Source organism: Streptomyces sp. bgisy130 (assembly GCF_057708345.1).
Genome location: NZ_JBYISA010000017.1, coordinates 129,520 through 148,029 on the forward strand (window position 1 = coordinate 129,520; position 18,510 = coordinate 148,029).

At 74.7% G+C, this 18,510-nt stretch carries 14 protein-coding genes; 2 read left to right on the plus strand and 12 right to left on the minus strand.

Annotated elements, in window-relative coordinates; translation table 11 throughout:
• Positions 1–23: 23 nt before the first annotated feature.
• Together AC3EUV_RS22335 and AC3EUV_RS22340 are read left to right on the plus strand one after the other, a co-directional pair.
• Positions 24–752, plus strand: a complete 729-nt coding sequence (locus AC3EUV_RS22335; protein ID WP_435603702.1) for a class I SAM-dependent methyltransferase — start codon at positions 24–26, stop codon at positions 750–752.
• The gene (locus AC3EUV_RS22340) at positions 749–2,311 is read left to right on the plus strand and encodes an FAD-dependent oxidoreductase (protein ID WP_435603703.1); all 1,563 of its coding nucleotides are present in this window, start codon (positions 749–751) and stop codon (positions 2,309–2,311) included. The genes AC3EUV_RS22335 and AC3EUV_RS22340 overlap by 4 nt, the downstream gene beginning before the upstream one ends.
• A 99-nt stretch (positions 2,312–2,410) precedes the next feature.
• Here AC3EUV_RS22340 and AC3EUV_RS22345 read toward each other — a convergent pair whose 3' ends face one another.
• From AC3EUV_RS22345 to AC3EUV_RS22400, 12 genes are all read right to left on the minus strand, one after another.
• A complete protein-coding gene (locus tag AC3EUV_RS22345; protein ID WP_432142420.1) occupies positions 2,411–3,424 on the minus strand; it encodes a DUF5914 domain-containing protein in 1,014 nt (337 codons plus the stop codon).
• Positions 3,421–4,410, minus strand: coding sequence for a phytoene/squalene synthase family protein (locus AC3EUV_RS22350; protein WP_432142421.1), 990 nt, complete (start codon positions 4,408–4,410; stop codon positions 3,421–3,423). Before AC3EUV_RS22350 ends, AC3EUV_RS22345 begins: the two co-directional genes overlap by 4 nt.
• Positions 4,407–5,942 carry a phytoene desaturase family protein gene (gene crtI / locus AC3EUV_RS22355; RefSeq protein ID WP_432142422.1) on the minus strand — a complete coding sequence of 512 codons (1,536 nt, stop codon included), beginning with the start codon at positions 5,940–5,942 and terminating at the stop codon, positions 4,407–4,409. Before crtI ends, AC3EUV_RS22350 begins: the two co-directional genes overlap by 4 nt.
• The gene (locus tag AC3EUV_RS22360; RefSeq protein WP_432142423.1) at positions 5,939–7,234 is read right to left on the minus strand and encodes a polyprenyl synthetase family protein; all 1,296 of its coding nucleotides are present in this window, start codon (positions 7,232–7,234) and stop codon (positions 5,939–5,941) included. The genes crtI and AC3EUV_RS22360 overlap by 4 nt, the downstream gene beginning before the upstream one ends.
• A gap of 124 nt (positions 7,235–7,358) precedes the next feature.
• Complete coding sequence (locus AC3EUV_RS22365) at positions 7,359–8,588, minus strand: beta-ketoacyl-[acyl-carrier-protein] synthase family protein (protein WP_435603704.1); 1,230 nt, start codon at positions 8,586–8,588, stop codon at positions 7,359–7,361.
• Entirely contained in the window at positions 8,588–8,851 is a 264-nt protein-coding gene (locus tag AC3EUV_RS22370) for an acyl carrier protein (protein WP_432142425.1), read from the minus strand. The genes AC3EUV_RS22365 and AC3EUV_RS22370 overlap by 1 nt, the downstream gene beginning before the upstream one ends.
• 281 nt (positions 8,852–9,132) lie before the next feature.
• The gene (locus tag AC3EUV_RS22375) at positions 9,133–10,743 is read right to left on the minus strand and encodes an MFS transporter (RefSeq protein ID WP_432142426.1); all 1,611 of its coding nucleotides are present in this window, start codon (positions 10,741–10,743) and stop codon (positions 9,133–9,135) included.
• The gene (locus AC3EUV_RS22380; protein WP_432142427.1) at positions 10,740–11,522 is read right to left on the minus strand and encodes a thioesterase II family protein; all 783 of its coding nucleotides are present in this window, start codon (positions 11,520–11,522) and stop codon (positions 10,740–10,742) included. Before AC3EUV_RS22380 ends, AC3EUV_RS22375 begins: the two co-directional genes overlap by 4 nt.
• Positions 11,523–11,823: 301 nt before the next feature.
• Complete coding sequence (locus AC3EUV_RS22385; protein ID WP_432142428.1) at positions 11,824–12,453, minus strand: dihydrofolate reductase family protein; 630 nt, start codon at positions 12,451–12,453, stop codon at positions 11,824–11,826.
• A 144-nt stretch (positions 12,454–12,597) separates the two neighbouring features.
• Positions 12,598–14,001 carry an MFS transporter gene (locus AC3EUV_RS22390; protein WP_435603705.1) on the minus strand — a complete coding sequence of 468 codons (1,404 nt, stop codon included), beginning with the start codon at positions 13,999–14,001 and terminating at the stop codon, positions 12,598–12,600.
• Positions 14,002–14,211: 210 nt separating this feature from the next.
• Positions 14,212–16,806 (minus strand): non-ribosomal peptide synthetase, encoded by a 2,595-nt coding sequence (locus AC3EUV_RS22395; protein WP_435603706.1) that lies wholly within the window; start codon positions 16,804–16,806, stop codon positions 14,212–14,214.
• The gene (locus tag AC3EUV_RS22400) at positions 16,806–18,281 is read right to left on the minus strand and encodes an MFS transporter (RefSeq protein WP_435603707.1); all 1,476 of its coding nucleotides are present in this window, start codon (positions 18,279–18,281) and stop codon (positions 16,806–16,808) included. Before AC3EUV_RS22400 ends, AC3EUV_RS22395 begins: the two co-directional genes overlap by 1 nt.
• Positions 18,282–18,510: the final 229 nt, after the last annotated feature.

Here is an 18,510-nt window from a genome sequence, read left to right on the forward strand (position 1 = left end):
CCCCGTCACCGGAGGAGACATCCATGGCCCTGCTGCACGACGGCGAACTGACCGCCGCCTTCGACCATGCGTCCCGCAGCTACGACCGGCTGGTCGCGGTGAATCCCGGCTACCACGGCCAACTGCGGCGTTCCGCCCGGCGGTTGGGGCTGCCCGAGGCGGGCCGTGGACTGCGGGTGCTGGATCTGGGGTGCGGCACCGGCGCCTCGACGGCGGCGCTGCTCGCGGTCGCCCCGCACGCCCGGATCACCGCCGTCGACGCCTCGGCCGGCATGCTGGCGCGCGCCGCCGGCAAGCCCTGGCCGCCCGGGGTCTCCTTCGTGCACGCACCGGTGGAACGCCTGGCCGAGGCCGGGGTGGCCGGTGGCTTCGACGCCGTCTTCGCCGCGTACCTCTTCCGCAATGTCACGGACCCGGACGCGGTCCTCGGGGCGGTACGGGAGGCGCTGGTGCCGGGCGGGCGGCTGGCCGTGCACGAATACACGCTGTCCGGCGGGGCGGTGCCCCGCGCCGTGTGGACGGCGGTGTGCGCCGGCATCCTGCGGCCGGTCGGGCGGCTCGCGGGGGACGCCGGTCTGTACCGCCATCTGTGGCGCAGCGTCCTCGCGTTCGACACCGCCGCGGAGTTCTCCGGGCGGCTGCGCCGAGCGGGCTTCCGGCAGGTGCGGGCCCTGCCGCTGACCGGCTGGCAGACCGGCATCACCCACACCTTCGTCGCCGCCACGGCCGGCGTCCGCGAGGAGGGGGCGTGACGCCTCGACGCGACGACGGCGGGGCCGCGCGGCGCGGACGTGACCGGCGGGCCCGGACGGTGCCGGGGCCGCCGGGCCGGGACCGGGCGGCGGCGGGCGGTCCGGAGGTGGCGGTGATCGGCGGCGGGATCGCGGGCCTTTCCGCCGCGACCGCACTGGCCGAGCGCGGGGTGCGGGTGACGCTGTACGAGCGGGCCGGGGTCCTCGGCGGCCGGCTGGCGGGCTGGCCGGTGCGGCTCGCCGACGGCTCGGCGGCGACCATGAGCCGCGGGTTCCATGCGTTCTTTCCCCAGTACTACAACCTCAGGGGGCTGTTGCGGCGGGTCGATCCGGGGCTGGGGATGCTCAGACGGCTGCCCGACTACCCGCTGCACCACCGGTCGGGCCTGCGGGACAGCTTCGCTCGGGTGCCCCGGACTCCGCCGTGGAGCGCACTGGGCTTTGTGGCGCTCAGTCCCAGCTTCACCTGGCGGGATCTGGGACGGATGCGCCCCGGCGCCGCGCTGCCGCTGCTGGACGTCCGGGTGCCGCAGGTCTATCAGCGGCTGGACCGCGTCAGCGCCGCCGACTTCCTCGCCGGTATCCGGTTTCCCGAGGCCGCGCGGCACCTGGCGTTCGAGGTGTTCTCCCGGAGCTTCTTCGCCGACCCGCGGGAACTGTCCGCCGCGGAGCTGGTGTTGATGTTCCACATCTACTTCCTCGGCTCCAGTGAGGGGCTGCTGTTCGATGTGCCCGATGAGCCGTTTCCACAGGCGCTGTGGGAGCCCCTCGGCCGGTATCTGGAAGGGCACGGCGTCCGGTTGTGCACGGGCACGGAGGTGGCGCGGGTCGCGCCGGTGACGGGCGGGGGGCTGCGGGTCGCCGCCGGGGAGAGTGCGGACCGCCGGTTCGACGCGGTGGTGCTGGCGCTGGACCCGGGCGGGCTGCGCCGGCTCGTCGCCGCCTCGCCCGGGGTGGCGGATGCCGCCTGGCGGGCGCGGATCGGGCGGCTGCGGACCGCGCCGCCGTTCCTGGTGTCGCGGCTGTGGCTGGCGCGGCGGGTGGCCGCCGACCGGCCCGGTTTCCTGGGCACCAGCGGTTTCGGGTCGCTGGACAATGTCAGCGTGCTGGAGCGCTGGGAGGGTGAGGCGGCGCGATGGTCCGCCCGCACCGGCGGCTCGGTGCTCGAACTGCACGCCTACGCCGTCGCCCCGGGAGCCGACCGGGAACGGGAACAGCGCCGTCTGGTGGAGCAGTTGCACGCCGTCTACCCGGAGACCCAGGGCGTCCGGATCATCGATCGCCGCCATGAGTGGCGCGCGGACTGCCCGCTGTTCCCGGTGGGCTGCTTCCCCGACCGGCCCACCGTGCACACCCCCGACCCCCGGGTGGTGGTCGCGGGCGACACGGTACGGACCGGGTTCCCGGTGGCGCTGATGGAGCGGGCCGCGACGACCGGATTCCTCGCGGCGAACGCGCTGTTGGCGCGCTGGGGCCTGCGCGGCCAGACCCTGTGGACCGTGCCGGACCGGGGGCGGTCGGCGGCCCTGCGGTGGGCGGCCCGGCGGGGCGAACGGTGACCGGGACGCGTCCCGGTCAGGCGAACGGGCCCGCGGGCGGGGCCCGACGGGGCCGGGCGACACCCCGCCGTCCGGGGTCAGCCCGGATGCCGTCTTGGGTCAGCCCGGATGCCGTCCGTTGGTGCGCAGTTGCCAGCGGCGTTCGGCGTAGGCGAGATCGTCCCGCCACAGCCGGCCGGCGGCGGCCCGCATCAGCGGACGCAGGGCGGGGGCGGCCGCGCGGGCCAGGGCGAAGCCGGGGCGCCGGGAGGTGGCGACGATCGCCTCGATGACCGCGGTGCGCGGGCGTCCCAGGTCGTCCGGGCCCAGGGGCGTGGCATGGGTCTCCACCACGGATCCCTGCCCTTCGCCCTCCAGGATGCGCATCACCACCGTACGGGGCCCGGGGGCGGTGAACCGCGCGGTGACCGGCACCACCGCGCGGCCGGCGACCTTGAAGGAGACCTGGACGGTGCGGCCGTCGGGCCGTTCCGCGCCGTGCTCCGCGGGGGTGTCGAGCACGGTGAGGTCGACGAAGGAGTAGGGGTGGAACCAGGCACCGTGCCAGGGGTCGAGGCGGTTGGCGACCACGTCCTCGGGATCGCAGCGGCCGGTGCCGGTGTAGACGGCGGCGACGGCGCCCTCCGGGCGCGGCCGGTCGGGCACCACGGGCTGCGCCAGCGGGCGTTGGCCGCCCGCCTCGTCGAGCCGTACCCAGGCCAGCAGCCCGTCGTCATGGGCGGGGAACGGCTCCCAGCCGGCGAACGGGGCGCCGTCCAGCGCGAGTCCGTGCCACCGGCAGCGGAGGATGCCGCAGCGTACGGGAGCCTGCGCGAGGGGTGCGCCGAGGTGTGGGCAGGCCCCGGGGCCGGCGATCAGGCGGCCGCCGGCGTCCCGCCAGGCGACCACCTCGACCCCGGCGACGGTGCGGCCGAAGGCACGGTGCGCGCCGATGTCGCGGGCCGCGCCGAGGACGAACCAGTTGCCGGACGGGCGGGCGAGGGCGGCCTTGACGGCGTCGGCGAGGCGCGCGGGTTTCGCGTCGCGCCAGGTGGGGTGCTGCTGCTCCCACAGCTCGGGCCGGCGGCGCAGCCGGAGCGGGAGGCGCGGGGCCCGGCGGGCCTCCTGGGTCATGGGGTTTCCTCCTGCGCGTAGTGCGGCACCCGGCCGGGCCGCACCATGGGCGGCCGGGCGGTGACGCGGGTGGCGGCGAGACGGGCCAGACCGCCGAGGGCGGTGGCCGCGCGGCGTCGGCGGGAGACCACGGCGCGGCGGTGCAGCACGGCGTATCCGTCGTCGTGCACGGCATCGAGGATGCCGCCGTAGAGGACGAACGCGGTGCGGATACAAGGGCGGGAGACCGGGTCGAGCATGGCGAGGCCGGGTTGCGCCTCGCGGTAGACGCCGCGGGTGAGCTCGGCGGCCGCCTTCAGGGCCGCGGTGATCCGCGGGTCCGGGAGGCCGGTGTCCCGGCTCCACCGGAGCAGTGCGCGGTCGACGCCGTGCGCCGCGAGCAGATCGGCGGGAAGGTAGACGCGGCCCCGGTCGAGGTCCTCGCCGACATCGCGCAGGAAGTTGGTGAGCTGGAAGGCGATGCCGAGGGCCGCGGCGTGCGGCACGGCCTCCTCCTGCGGTACGACGGTGCCGAGCACCGGCAGCATCTGTAGCCCCATCACCGCGGCGGAGCCGTGCATATAGCGCCGCAGATCGGCGTAGGCCGGATAGTCCGTCACCGTCAGATCGCTGCGCATCGAGGCCATGAAGTCCGCGAAATGGCGGTGGTCGATGCCGTACACCGCTGCCGTGTGCGCCACCGCGCGCACCACCGGTTCGCTGCTCCCGCCGCCCCGCAGGCCGTCGTCGAGGCGGTGCTGGAGGGCGTCGAGCGCCTGGGCGCGGTCCGTGGTGGTGTGGCCGGTGGCGGGGTCGTCGACGATGTCGTCGGCCCAGCGGGCGAAGCCGTACAGGGCGTGTACGGCCGGCCGGCGGGCCGCGGGCAGCAGCCGGGTGGCGAGGAAGTAGGTCTTGCCGTGCCGGGCGTTGAGCCGGCGGCAGTGCGCGTAGGCCTCACGGAGGCCGGGGTCGGTGACGCCGGCGGCGTCGAGTTCGCGTGCGGTCATGCCGGGATGCCTCTCGTGGCGGGGCGGGACGAACCGGCGGTGGGACGTGGGGGCCGCAGGCCGGTGATCCGGGCCGCGGCGAGCTTGCCGGAGATCAGGACGGTGGGGACGCCGACCCCCGGGGTGGTGCCGCAGCCCGCCAGGACGGCGTTCGCCGTGCCGCGTACCAGGTTGCGGGGGCGGAAGGGGCCGGTCTGCGCGAAGGTGTGGGCGGCGGAGAACGGCGTTCCGGCGGCGAGCCCCTGTGCCGTCCAGTCGGCCGGGGTGACCATGCGGTACTCCTCGATGGCGGCGCCGATGCCGGTGAGCCCCCGGCGTTCGAGGACGGCGAGCAGGCTGTCGCGGTACCGGGGGGCGAGGTCTCGCCACTCCCCGGCGCCGGGGCCGGTGTCCGTGTTGGGGCAGGGCGCCAGGATGTAGTGCAAGTGCCGCCCCGGCGGGGCGAGTTGCGGGTCGGTGGCGGTGGGGCGGGTGAGCAGCAGCGAGGGGTCGCTCATCAGCCGGCCGGTGCGGGTGAGTTCCTCGAAGGTCCGCTCCCAGGCGGCGCCGAAGGAGAGTGTGTGGTGCGCCAGCCGCGGCCAGGTCCGGTCGGTGCCGGCGTGCAGGACGACCGCGGACGGCGCATGGCGGAGCCGGACCGGGCGGCGGGGCCGCCGGCCGAGCAGCCGGTGGACGACCGGCAGATCGGGGGTGAGGACCACCGCGTCGCAGGGGATGCACTCCTGCGCGGTGACCACCGCCGTGATCCGGTCACCGGTGCGTTCCAGCCGGGTGACGGGGTGTCCGTAGCGGAAGGCGGCACCGGCGTCGGCGGCCGCGTCCGCCATGGCCCGGGGCAGCGCGTACATCCCGCCGCGGGGGAAGTACACCCCGGCGACGGTGTCCATGTAGGCGATGACGGCATAGGCGGCCAGGGCGCGCGCGGGCGGGACCCCGGCATACAGCGCCTGGAAGGAGAAGACCCGGCGCAGCCGGGCGTCGGGCAGGAAGCGGCCGATCCGGTCGTCGAGCCGGCCGAAGCCGCCGAGTGCGGCGAGGCGGGCCAGGTCCGGGTGCATCAGCTGGAGCGGTGAGTCGAAGTTGGTGTCGATGAAGCGGTGGCGCTGGACGTCGTACAGCTGCTGGAGCCAGCGGCGCAGCCGGCGGTAGCCGTCGGCGGCCCGGGGCCCGGCGAACCGTGCGACCTCGGCCGCCATGGCCTCCGCGTCCGTGTGGACGTCCAGCTCGCTGCCGTCGGCGAACCGGGCGCGGTAGGCGGGGTGCAGGGGCCGCAGTTCCACCCGGTCGGTGAGACGCTCGCCGACCGCGGCGAACGCCTCGTCGATGAGGTCCGGCATGGTCAGCACGGTCGGTCCGGTGTCGAGGTGGTAGCCACGGCTTTCGATGCGGCCGGCCCGGCCGCCGGGCAGCGCCGCCCGCTCGACGACCGTCACCTGCCGTCCGGCGCCGAGCAGATGCAGCGCGGCGGCCAGTCCGGAGAGACCGGCGCCGACCACCACCACATGGTCGGTGGGGCCCTTGACGGTTCTCATACGGTGCCCCTTTCGGCGACCGGGGCGGGAACGGGCCCGGATGCGCTGCCGGTTCGTGCCGCCGGGCCCGGGTGGCCGGTGGCGGTGCGGAGACCGGCGACGGAGGCGAAGAGGCCGCGCAGCCGGGCGGCCGCGGCGGGTTCCGGGGCGGCCGCGGCCAGATGGCGGATGCTGCGGGCGACCAGCCGGTGGATGCGCCGTTCGACGAGGCCGGGGGCGCCGGTGGCGACGAGGACGGCGCGCACCCGCGCCAGGTCCGCGGCGTCCAGCCCGCTGTCGCCGACACAGCGGTCGAGGAGCGCGAGGGCCGCCCGGTCGCGGCGCTGCACGGCGCGGGCCCGGCCGACCGCGAGCAGATAGGTGTGCTTGCCTTCCCGGATGTCGCCGCCGGACGGTTTGCCGGTCCGCTCCTGGTCCCCGAACACCCCCATCAGGTCGTCCTGGAACTGGAAGGCCACCCCGGCACAGCGGCCGGCGGCACTCAGGGCGCGGGTGGTGGGCTCATCGGCCCCGGCCAGCGCCGCGCCGAGGGCCAGCGGCCGCTCCACCGAGTACCGCGCGCTCTTGAGGTACGCGGTGCGGACGGCCAGCGCCACGGAACGGGCGCCGGCGATCTGGCCGTACAGGTCGAGGTACTGGCCGGCCACCATCTCCATCCGCATCGCCCGCCAGAGGTGCCGCACCCGCGGACCGGCCTGCGCGCCCAGTTCGAGACCGGCGACCGTGTCATCCGCCCAGGCGAGGGCGAGATCGCCGGTGAGGACGGCGGCGGCGGTGCCGAACCGGCCGGCCGCTTCCGCGGTGTCCGGCGTCGCGTACTGGCCGGCGAACGCGGCATGGACCGCGGGGCGGCCGCGGCGCAGCGGTGACCGGTCCATGGTGTCGTCGTGGATGAGCGCACACGTCTGGAGGAGTTCGACGGCGGCGGCCACCCGGAGCGCCGTCTCCACGTCACCGGCGCCCGGCCGGTCCTGGCAGGACCGCAGCCCCCACCACAGAAACTGGGAGCGGGTGCGCTTGCCGCCGTCCAGGGTGAAGCCGGCGACCCGGGCGGCGACATCGCGTGCGAAGGTGCGCTCGATCCCGGCCGCCCGCGCGACCTGTTCTCCGAGGACGCCGACGAGCATCCGTCCCACGGCGGCCGGCACATCCGCGTCGACGGTGTCCGCTCCGAGACCGGCTGAGCAGGTGTCAGCACGGTGCGGTACGGCCGTCCCGGGCCGCGCACCGGCCGGCGGCGGGCCGGTATCGCGCGGCGTGCGGGGCGCGGTGGCCCCGGTACGACGGCGCATGGTGGTTCCTCTCGTCGCGTCGGTCGGCGGAGGTCGGCGGTGGGCCGCGTACCGGTTCCGGAAGCGCCGCCCGCCCGGTGCGACGGGGTGCGGCACGGTGGCCGTGCGCGGCCCGGTCCGCGGGTCAGGCGGACCGGAAGACGAGGGCGGCGTTCTGGCCGCCGAAGCCGAAGGACGTGCTGGCGGCGGCGGACAGGGGCGTGCGGCGAGGCGCCTTGGCCACGATGTCCAGGTCGATATCGAGGTCGGGGTCCTCGTGGTTGGCGGTGGGCGGGATGGTGCCGTTCTGGAGGCTCAGGACCGTGACGGCCGCCTCGATGGCACCCGCCGCTCCGATGGCATGGCCGAGCGCGCCCTTGAGGGAGGTGACGGCGGGCGGCTCGGGGAAGACGGCGCGCAGGGCCCGGGCTTCGGCCAGGTCGTTCAGGCGGGTGCCGGTGCCGTGCGCATTGATGTGGTCGATGTCCCGGGGCGCCAGACCGGCGTCGGCCAGGGCCGCGGTGAGGGCGGCCGCGGCGCCCCGGCCCTCGGGGTCGGGGGCGGCGTAGTGGTAGGCGTCGCAGCTCGCCCCGTAGCCCACCAGCTGCGCGCGCGAGCGTGCACCGCGGGCGCGGGCGTGCTCCGGGCGTTCCAGGACCAGCACGGCGGCGCCTTCGGAGAGGACGAAACCGTCGCGTGCGGCGTCGAAGGGACGGCCGGCGCCCGCGGGGTCGTCCGTACGCCGGGACAGGGCACCCATGCGGTGGAAGCAGGCGGCGGGGATGGGGTGGCGGGCGGATTCCGCGCCGCCGGCCAGCACGAGGTCGCAGGTCCCGGCGCGCAGCAGGTCACGGGCGACGCCGAGGGCGCTGCTGCCGGAGGCGCAGGCGGTGGAGACGGCGAAGTTGGGCCCGGTGGCCGTCAGGTCGAGGGCGATTTCGGCGGCGGCCATGTTGGGCACGCTGCGGGTGATGGCGAGGGGCGAGATGTCCAGCGGGCGGCCGGCCGCGAGCTTGGCGAACTCGGGGACGTAGCGCTCCATGCTCCCGGTGCCGGTGCCGATGACCACGCCGACCCGTGAGGCGTCCCACTCGGTGGGGTCGAGACCGGCGTCGGCGACGGCGTGCCGGGCGGCGAGCAGCGCCATGGCGACGAAGCGGTCCAGCCGCCAGGCGGCTTTCCGGCCGACCAGGCGCGCGGTGTCGAAGTCGGGCACCTGGCAGGAGATGTCCACCGGCAGCCCCGCCAGCCCCGGGTCCCGGGCGGCGGTGGACCGGCCGGTGAGCAGGGTGTCCCAGGTGGCCCGGGCGCCGATCCCGGCCGGGCTGATGACGCCCAGACCGGTGACGGCGGCGTCCGGGCACTGACCGGGCATCAGCTGCCGCTGTTCGGCGCGGTGGTCAGGGCCTGCGCGGCCGTACCGCTGTCGATCAGCGCGGCGAGTTCGCCGAGGGTCGTCCGCAGCGGAACGTCGTCCAGCGAGATCCCGGTGCGCTCCTGAAGCATCAGGCCCATCTCGACCAGCGCGAGGGAGTCCAGGCCGAGTTCCTCGAAGGTGCGCTCGGGGGTGACCTCGGCCGGGTCGAGGTCGAAGGTCTCGGTGAGGGTGCTGGTGATCAGCTCTGCACTGGTGGGCACGGGTGACTCCTTCGGTTGGGGTGGTGGTGCCGGCCGCCGCGGGCGGGGCGCTGTGCGGAGGCGGAAGGTCGCTTCCGACAGGCGCTGCGAGGCCACGCGGAAGGAGCCCGGGGCACCGTGGGAGGTGCGGGTGCGGACGGGGTGTGCATCGTGGCTCCAGGCGGGCGGGGGCGGCCGGCACCGGGGGCCGGTGCGCAGGGGTCGGGCTCGCGCTCTACTGTCGCCGACCGTTTCCTCCGGCCAGGGTCATGAAGGCACCTCTGAACGAGTGACTTATCGCTCTATAGCGCCGGACGCTGCTCTTCCCTGGGCGCCGGCTGCGGTCCGTGGAGCCGGGCGCCGCCGGCCCGGGGCGCGCCGTCCGGGCGGTCCGGCCGGCCGAGCCAGCGGGCGGCGGCCGCGGCGGTGAGCAGGGTGACGGCTCCGGCGACGACGGCGGTGAGCGTCATGGCGTCCGTGAAGGCGCGTCGCGCGGCGGCCAGCACACTGCTGCGCAGCGGGCCGGGCAGCCGCATCGCCTGCGCGGGGACCGACAGCATGCTGTGCCGGGCCGCGGCGGCCACCGGCGCGGGGGCGTGCAGATCGGTGAGGGAGGCGGTGAGCCGGGAGGTGAAGACGGCCGCGAGCAGGGAGCCCTGGACCGCCACCCCGAGGGCGGAACCGACCTGGCGGGTCGCGTCGTTGATGGCCGAGCCGAGTCCGGCTCTTTCGGTGGCGACCGAGCCCATCACCGATTCGGTCGCCGCGGCGGCCACCAGTCCGGCGCCGAAGCCCGCCACCAGCTGGAAGGCCGCGCAGTGCGGGTAGTCGGAGTCCGGGGTGGTGGTCGCCAGGATCGCGAAGCCGACCGTCACCAGGGCCAGTCCGCCCACGACGGGGACCCGGCCGCCCAGCCGCGCCCGTACCGGCACCGCGCACCCCGCGCCGAGCGCCAGCCCGGCCGGCAGCGGCAGCGTCCGCAACCCGGCCTGCCAGGGGCTGAAGCCCAGCACCCCCTGGAGGTAGAGGGTCAGCACGAACAGCGCGCCGAACATGGCGAAGGACATCAGCGCCAGCGCCACCGCGGCCACCCCGATGGCCGGCACCCGCAGCAGGGACAGCGGGAGCATCGGCGCGGGCGTGTGCAGCTGCCGGCGGACGAACGCGGCCAGCAGCAGCGCGGCGGCGGCGAACCCGGTCAGCGCGGCCGGACTGGTCCAGCCGCGGTGCGGGCTCTCGGTGATGGACCACACCAGGACCAGCAGGCCCGCGGCGGACAGCGCGGCACCGGGCACATCGAAGCCGGCGCGCCGCCGGGCATGGGACTCGGGCACCAGGAGCAGGGCCAGGACGATGATGACGGCGGCGAGCGGCAGGTTGATCCAGAAGGCGGCGCGCCAGGAGAAGTGCTCCACCAGCCAGCCGCCGATGACCGGACCGCACAGGCCGCCCATGCCGCCGACCGCGGCCCAGGCGGCGATCGCCCGGCTGCGCAACCGGGCCTCGGGGAACAGATGGTGGAGGACCGCCAGCGTCGCCGGCATCAGCAGCGCGGCCCCGGCGCCCATGGTGCAGCGCGCGGTGATCACCTGCCACGGCTCCGCGGACACCGCACCGCCCAGCGAGGCGCCCGCGCAGACCGCCACCCCGCAGACGAAGGAACGCCGCCGGCCCCAGGCGTCGGTGAAGGCACCCACGGCCAGCACCGTGCCGCCCAGGACCAGGGCGTAGCCGTCGACGATCCACTGGACCTGCGCGGTGGAGGTGTCGAGGCCGCCCTGAAGGTCGGGCACCGCGACATTGAGGACCGTCAGATCCAGGCCCAGCATGAAGAGTCCGAGGCACACCACGGCGGCCGCTGCCCCCCGGCGTACGGGTGCGGCCGGTGTGCGGGCCGTCGCGGCGGCCGTCACGCCGTCGCCACGGGGCGGTGCCGGGCCGGGTCGAGGGTGTCGGCGAGCAGGTCGACCAGGGCTTTCGTCTCCGTCTGGAGGTAGGTGTGCCCGCCGGGGAAGAGCTGGACCGGGGCCGGTGTGGTGACCAGGTCGTTCCAGGCCTGGAGGTCCGGCACGCTGGTGACGGGGTCGTGTTCACCGCCGTAGAGGGCCAGCGGCACGTCGAGCGGCGGCTCGGGGCGGTGCCGGTAGTGCAGCAGCAGCAGACAGTCGGCCAGCAGGGGGGTGCAGGCCGCGGCCATCAGGCGGGCGTCGGCGAGCAGTTGGTCGGGGATCGGGCCGACGAGTTCGCGGATGCCTTCCAGCCCGGCGGTCAGCCGGGGCGGCAGGCCGGCGCTGTAGGCGTCGATATGCGGCGCGGACAGCGAGGACACTGCCAGCAGTGACGGCAGCCGGCCGTGGGTGCGCCGCAGATGGCGGGTCGCCTCGTAGGCCAGCAGGGCGCCCGCGCTGTGTCCGAAGACCGCGAACGGCCGGGGGTCGGTCCAGTCGTCCAGCACCGCGGCGAGCCGGGCGCTCAGATACGCGGGGTCGGTCAGCGAGGGTTCCGCGGCGCGGCTGCCGCGGCCGGGCAGTGCCACGGAGCACGGCTCGATCCAGGGCGGCAGCAACGGCGCCCAGCGCAGATAGCAGTCCGGGCCGGCCCCGGCGGGCGGCACGCAATACAAGCGCAGCGCCGCCTGCGGCCGGGCGGCCAGCACCACACGCTCCGGCACCGCCGACGCCGCTACCGTCACCGACGCCGACTCTTCTGCGAAACCGACACCCACGACACACGCCCTTCGCCTCGCGCTCCACTGGTCAGGGCTCCGGCCGCGCACCGCCCGGCCGGGTGCGGACATCGGCCCGGGGTGTTCCGGCCGCGCGGCCCGCCGGCCGGCGGCGTCCGGAGACCTCCGGCCGGACACCGGACCGGTGCCCACGCCGACCCTGCCCTCCCCCGCCCCCGCACTCCACACACCACGCAAGGCACCGTCCCCCTCTGACACCAACGGCGGCAGCCGGGCCCGGCCGCCGGGCGGGCGCCCGGCCGGGTGCTCAGTCCTGCTCGTCGAGCTCGAAGGTGCCGTACTCGGGCTTCCCGGCCCGCTGGTAGACGCAGTACTGGACGCCCACGCCGCTGGTGCGGGATTCCGTGAGCCGCCAGGCGGTGGGGGCGGCGCCCTCGGCGAACAGCCGCTTGCCGGTGCCGAGGATGACCGGGTTGATCAGCAGCCGGTACTCGTCGACCAGGTCGTGCTGCTGGAGGGTGCGGATGAGGTCGCTGCTGCCCTGGGTCATGAGCACGCCGTCGAGCTGCTCCTTGAGCTGTGGGACCGCCTGCGCGGCGTCGCCCGCGAGCAGCTGGGAGTTGTTCCACTCCAGGCTGCTGCGGGTGCGCGAGGCGACGTACTTGGGCATGCTGTTGAGCTTCACGGCGATCGAGTTGTCCGGGTCGGTGACGCGGGGCCAGTAGGTGGCGAAGATGTCGTAGGTCTTCCGGCCGAGCAGGAGATGGTCGGCGGTGTCCTCGAAGACCCCGGTCATGAGGTCCATGAATTCCTCGTCGACATACGGGACCTGCCAGCCGCCGTGCGGGAAGCCCGCGTCGACGTCCTCGTTCGGGCCGCCGGGGGCCTGCATGACGCCGTCCAGGGTGACGAACGCGGTGACGATCAGTGTGCTCATGGTGCTGCCCTTCGGTGCGGAAGCTGCCGTTACAGGGGTGGACTCCCGGGCCGGCGAGAACTCATCGCTCGCCGCGCGACCGGCCGGTCCTGGGTGCATACCACGGCATATCACCGCAGGCCGTACACCGCGGCCCGCGGCCCGTCAGCCGGTGGCCGGGCGGTGCCCCTTCGGCGGGACGCAGAAGAACGCGAGCGCGGCCGCCGTCAGATACGCGGCCGCGCCGATGGCCATGCTCGTCCGCAGCCCGGTGGTGAAGCCGGCCGCGGCGGCCAGCAGGGAGCCGCCCAGCGCGACGCCTGCCGCGCTGCCGATCTGGCGGGTGGTGTTGAACAGCGCGGAGGCCGTGCCGGAGTACGCGTCCGGGGCCGCCGACATGACCGTGGCGGTCGCTCCGGTGAGGGCGAAGGACGTGCCGAAGCCCGCCGCCATCATCGGTCCCACCAGCAGCAGATAGTCCGGACGGGAGCCGGCCGCCGCCCAGCCGGCCAGACCGGCCGCGCCCAGGAGCATGCCGGTGACCACGAGCGGGCGGTGGCCGGTCCGGCGGGCCAGCCGCCCGGACAGGACGGAGGCGAACATGGTCATGGCCACCGCCGGGAAGAGCGCGAGCCCGGTGCGCAGCGCGGTCAGGCCGCGGTGGTGCTGGAAGTACAGGCTGGCGGTGAAGATCATGCCGTAGAAGGCGAAGTTGAAGAGGAGTCCGATGGCCGCCGCCCCGCTCATCGGGCGGGAGCGCAGCGGCAGCACGGGGGTACGGGCCAGGTGCTCGCGCAGGACGAACGCGGCGGCCGACAGCAGACACAGGCCGGCGCCGGTGAGGATCAGCGGGTCGGTCCAGCCCCGGCGTCCGGCCTCGTTGAGGACGGTGGTGAGCAGCGCGACCGTGGCGATGAGCGCGCACTGGGCCGGCCAGTCCACGGGGCGGTCCGTACGCCGGGCCGAAGCGGAGACATGACGCAGCGTCAGCAACAGACAGGCGCATCCGACGGGCAGGTTGATGAAGAACACCGAGCGCCAGCCCACGGTGGTGACCAGGAGGCCGCCCAGGAGGGGTCCGGCGGAGGCCGCGATGCCCGCCATGGAGCCCCACAGGCCGAAGGCCCGGGAGCGCTCGGCGGGTGCGGGATAGGCCTGTTGGAGGAGGGCGAGCGAGCCGGGGACGATCAGGGCGGCGCCGAGCCCCTCCACCAGACGGGCGGCGATCAGGGCCTCGCTGGTGGGGGCCAGGCCGCAGCCGGCCGAGGCGAGGGTGAACACCACCACGCCGGTGCAGAAGATCCGCCGGTTGCCCAGCCGGTCCCCCAGCGCGCCGCCGGTGAGCAGCAGACCGGCGAAGACCAGGGTGTAGCCGTCGGTGATCCACTGGATCCCGGTGAGCGAGGCGGACAGGTCCCGTCCCACCACCGGAACGGCGACGTTGATGACGGTCACGTCCAGGATGACCATGAAGTAGCCCGCACAGACCGCGAGAAGCGGAGCCAGCGGCCGGCCCGGCGCCGCGGGTCCGCCCGGTCGGTCGGCCCGGGGCCGGTCGGCACGCACCATGGCGCCACGGTATTGCCGGGACGAACGCCTCCCGCGCACCTACGGATTCCGGCGGCGAGTCCGGCGGCGAGTCCGGCGGTGAGTCCGGCGGTGAGTCCGGCGGCGTGCCGGGCTCGCACGCGACGCCGCGTGGTCAGCGCCGGACCCGCCGCCGGGACGCCGGCGCACCGCCGGCCGGCGCTCTTCCGCGAGGTCGGGCGCCGGCGCCCGTCAAGGGCCCGCGGTGCGGGTCAGTGCTGTGCCCGGGCGTCGAGCCAGTCCCGGACCAGTTCGTCGTTGGGGGATTCGAGCAGGGCGAAGTGATCGACCGGCAGTCGGTCCACGGCGTCGTCGGGCAGGATGTTCCGCCACTGGCCGAGGGCCTGTCCGCGGGTCCATGGTGTGCCCCCGTCGACCGTGACGGCGGTCGGTCCGCGGCGGGCGTAGTCGATCGCGCCGCCGGTGTCGCCCTGGAGGATGCGCACCGGGAGCCCGTCGGGCGGGCTCAGCACCAGGCCGTCGAGGATCCGCGCGTTGGATTCGTACACCGCCCAGGCGTCCTCGATCTCCTGCCGGCCCGCGTCCCGCGCCAGGGTCCCCGCGTCCTTGGCCGCCGCGGTGACCGCGGCCAGGTCGAAGCCGCCGTCCCCGGTGACGAACCGCTCGGCGGGAACGGGGATGGACCAGCCGACCCGGACGAAGATGTCGAAGGCGTCCTGTACCCGCACACGGTGGGCGCCGGGGTCCGGCGGGTCGATGAGCAGGGCGCGCACCGCGTCGCCGCAGCGCTCGCGCAGCCGGCGGGCGACCTCGTAGCCGAACACCCCGCCCAACGAGAATCCGGAGACACAGATGGTGCCGAACCGGTCGACGTCGTGGGCCAGCAGGACCTCGGCGAGACCGTCGGCGAGCGCCGCCATGCCCTTGCCGGACAGTTCGGGCGGGGTCTCCATGGCCCACACGGTGTCGTCGGCGGGCAGCAGCCGGGACAGCGAGGTAGCGGGTGACCGCGCCGGACAGCGGCGGCAGGAAGACCCACAGCCGGTCCGCTCCGGCCGGCCGCATCGGCACGAGGGTGGTGCCGGTGGTGTGGTGGGCGGTCGGGATCCCGTCACGGCGGTCGGTCAGCAGCCGTGCCAGCGCGTCGAACCCGGGCGTCCGGTACAGCTCGGCGGCGCGCAGCTGCACATCCAGCCGGCTGCGCACCTGGGTGATCAGCTCGATCGCCCGGACCGAGTTGCCGCCGGCCGCGAAGAAGCTCGTCGACCCGTCCGCGGGCGGGCTGCCCAGAACGTGTCGCCAGGCCAGCCGCAGCTGTGCGGTCACATCCGCCGGGTCGGCGTCCTCCTCGGCGTCCACGCCCGGCCGGGTCCGCGCTTGGTCGAGCAGCGCCGCCTGATCGACCTTGCCGCGGGACGTCAGCGGGAACTCGTCCAGCACGGTGACCCGCGAGGGCACCATGTAGTCGGGCAGGGACTCCGCGAGCTGCCGCACGAGCACCGCTTCGGGATCCTGGTGGGGCGCGCGGCCGCTGTCGAGCCGGACGAACGCGGCCAGCAGGCGGCTGCCGGCGCCGTCGAACGGCACGACCACCGCGTCGAGCACGAAGTCGACGGCCAGCAGCCGGGAGACGATCTCACCGGGTTCCACCCGGAAGCCGCCGTTCACCTTGACCTGGGCATCGAAGCGGCCGTGCAGCTCGTAGCCGCCGTCGGGCCGGGCGGTGGCCACGTCGCCGGTGCGATAGGACCACTCGCCGTCGAGCAGACCGAACGCGGAGGACGACGCGGCCCGCCCCAGGTAGCCACGGCCCACCGCGACGCCTTGGATGACCAGCTCGGACGCGTTCCCCTCGGCGCCGATCGGTGCCAGCCGGAACCGGACCCCGTCCATCGGCGCACCGACCGCGATGGCGTCGCCGGGCAGCAGGTCCCGGTAGCAGACGACGACGGCCGTCTCGGTCGGGCCGTAGCCGTTGACCACGCGGGTGCCGCCCGGCGCGGCGTTCGCCCAGGCGGCGACGGCGCCCTGGGTCGGCGCCTCGCCGCCGGCCATCACCAGCCGAAGATCCGGCGCGAACTGGCCGTCCGCACCGGCCAGTTCGGCGCCGAAGCGGTTGAACACGCCCGTCGGCAGGCTCAGCACGGTGATCCCGAGCCGGCGGCAGTGGTACAGGAAGTCCTCGGCGCCGCCGTACACGAACGCCTCGTCCCGGAAGGCGAGTTCACAGCCGGCCATCATGGAGGTGCAGATCTGTTCGAGCGCGAGGTCGAAGGCGATCGAGGAGAAGAGCAGTCGGGTATCGGCCGAGGTCAGTCCGTACCACTCGATGGTGCGCCGGACGTGGTTCTCCAGGGCGGCCTGCTCGATGACGGCGCCCTTGGGCACGCCGGTCGACCCCGAGGTGTAGCCGACGTACGCGGCGGGCGAGGTGCGCCGGACCAGCCGTTCGTCCAGCGTCGGACCCGGCTCGGGGCCGCGCGTCAGCCCGGACTCCGTGATCAGCGCGGCCGGGCGGCAGTCGTCAATGATCAGCTGCTTACGGGAGTCCGGCAGCTCCGGCTCCAGCAGGGTGAAGGCCGCGCCGGCCCGGCTGACCGCGGCCATCGCGACGACGGTGTCGAAGCCGACCGGCAGGTCGATGACGACCACGCTCTCCGCCGTCACACCGGCCTCGTGCAGCCGCGTGGCCAGGGTGTCCACGGCCGTGGCGAGTTCGCGGTAGCTCAGCCTGTGGTCGCCGCGGGACAGGGCGGTCTTCTCGGGACGGTCGCTCGCCTGCGCGGCGATCGCGGCGTACAGCATGCCGCCGGTTTCCGAAGTCATCAGGCGTTCACCTTTCGCGAACGGGGAGTCACGGAGGTACTCGTGGGGGTGGCGGGCAGGATCACCAGGACGGTCAGCGCGGCGACCGCCGCCACCGCCGCGCCGGTGATCCAGGCAGCGAGCAGACCCGAGCTCAGCCCGTCGGCGAACCACGCCGCGGCCTGCCGGGATCCGTGGGCGAGCAGGTCATAACCCTCATTGACCGATGTGGCCGCGGCCGGCAGACCGGGCACCGAGGCGATCTGCGCGCCGTAGCCCGCCGAGAACACCAGGCCCATCACCGCGACGCCGCCGGCGCCGCAGATCTGCTGGAACATGGCGTTCACGGAGGATCCGACGCCCGCGTCGTCCGGTCGCAGACTGGTGACGATCAGGGTCAGCGCGGGTCCGACGGACGACCCCATGCCGAGCCCGCAGCACAACAGCCCCGCGGCGAGCAGCGGATACCGCAGGTCCGCGGTGGCCATGGCGCAGAGCGCACAGCCGAGGGCGCCGAGGCCGAGTCCGGTGGCGACGACGGCCTTGGCCCCGGCCCGCGCGGTGAGCGCGGCGCAGGTCAGCGAGGCGGCGGTCAGCCCCACCGCGAGCGGCAGCAGTCCGGCACCGGCCAGCAAGGGGCTCCAGCCCCGGCCGTATTGGGTGAACTGGCCGGCCAGGAACACCGTGCCGAACAGGGCGAAGAACAGCCCGGACATGGCCACGACGGCACCGGTGAACTTCCGCACCCGGAAGTAGCCGAGGTCGAACAGCGGCCGCTCGGTGCGCCGTTCATGGACCGTGTACCCGGTCAGTGCCAGCAGACCGACGGCACCCAGGCCGATCCGCAGCCAGCCGGGGAGCCGGTCGTCGACGGCGAAGATGATGGCCGAGGCGAACACCCCGACGCCGATCAGCAGCAGCACCGCCCCGATGACGTCCGGACGCCCGGTGGTGGGCACCGGGTCCCTGCGCTGAATGAGGGTGGCGGCACCGATCAGGGCGATCACCCCGACCGGCACATTGATGAGGAAGATCGAGCCGTACCAGAACCGGGTCAGCAGCAGACCGCCCAGCACCGGGCCGATGGCCACGCCGAGACCGACGACCGCCGGCCACAGCGCCAGCACGCGCCGTCTGCCGCTCTCGGTCAACTCCGCGGCGAACAGCCCGAAGATGCTCGGCACGATGAACGCCGCGCCGATGCCCATGCCCGCGCGAGACAGCACCAGGGCGGGCACCGAGGGCGCGAAGGCTCCCAGCAGCGAGGCGGCCGTGAACACCAGGACGCCCACGGCGTAGGAACGGCGGGCCCCCATGCGGTTGACGGCACCGCCCGCGATGATCAGCGAGGAGGCGAAGACCAGCATGTAGGCGTCGATCGCGAATTGCACGGCGGGGGTGCCCGCCTCCAGGGACGCCGATATCCGGGGTACCGCGGTGTTGATGATGGAATTGTCCGCGGACACCATGAACAGGCTCAGGTATGCGGTGGCCACGACACCGCGGGAACGCGACATCATTTTCGGCCGACTTGCTGCCAGCGACATTCGGTTCTCGGTCTTCTCTTGGGCTGGGGCTAACCATTGATCAGGAATGCGATGCCGTCCACGAATTGATGCCGATGCCGGCGGCCGAATCGACACGTGTCGTCATTTCCCTGCCAGGGCAAGAGGAAGAAGTGCGGGGTGGCTTTCCGGGTGATGACCTTGTGTGCCCCCAGCGCGC

Excerpts from the sequence above, each read along its gene's own strand:
- AC3EUV_RS22390 (WP_435603705.1), bottom strand. The coding sequence starts at position 14,001 with ATGGTGCGTGCCGACCGGCCCCGGGCCGACCGACCGGGCGGACCCGCG.
- crtI (WP_432142422.1), bottom strand. The coding sequence starts at position 5,942 with ATGAGAACCGTCAAGGGCCCCACCGACCATGTGGTGGTGGTCGGCGCC.
- AC3EUV_RS22345 (WP_432142420.1), bottom strand. The coding sequence starts at position 3,424 with ATGACCCAGGAGGCCCGCCGGGCCCCGCGCCTCCCGCTCCGGCTGCGC.
- AC3EUV_RS22395 (WP_435603706.1), bottom strand. The coding sequence starts at position 16,806 with ATGACTTCGGAAACCGGCGGCATGCTGTACGCCGCGATCGCCGCGCAG.
- AC3EUV_RS22350 (WP_432142421.1), bottom strand. The coding sequence starts at position 4,410 with ATGACCGCACGCGAACTCGACGCCGCCGGCGTCACCGACCCCGGCCTC.
- AC3EUV_RS22385 (WP_432142428.1), bottom strand. The coding sequence starts at position 12,453 with ATGAGCACACTGATCGTCACCGCGTTCGTCACCCTGGACGGCGTCATG.
- AC3EUV_RS22360 (WP_432142423.1), bottom strand. The coding sequence starts at position 7,234 with ATGCGCCGTCGTACCGGGGCCACCGCGCCCCGCACGCCGCGCGATACC.
- AC3EUV_RS22335 (WP_435603702.1), top strand. The coding sequence starts at position 24 with ATGGCCCTGCTGCACGACGGCGAACTGACCGCCGCCTTCGACCATGCG.
- AC3EUV_RS22365 (WP_435603704.1), bottom strand. The coding sequence starts at position 8,588 with ATGCCCGGTCAGTGCCCGGACGCCGCCGTCACCGGTCTGGGCGTCATC.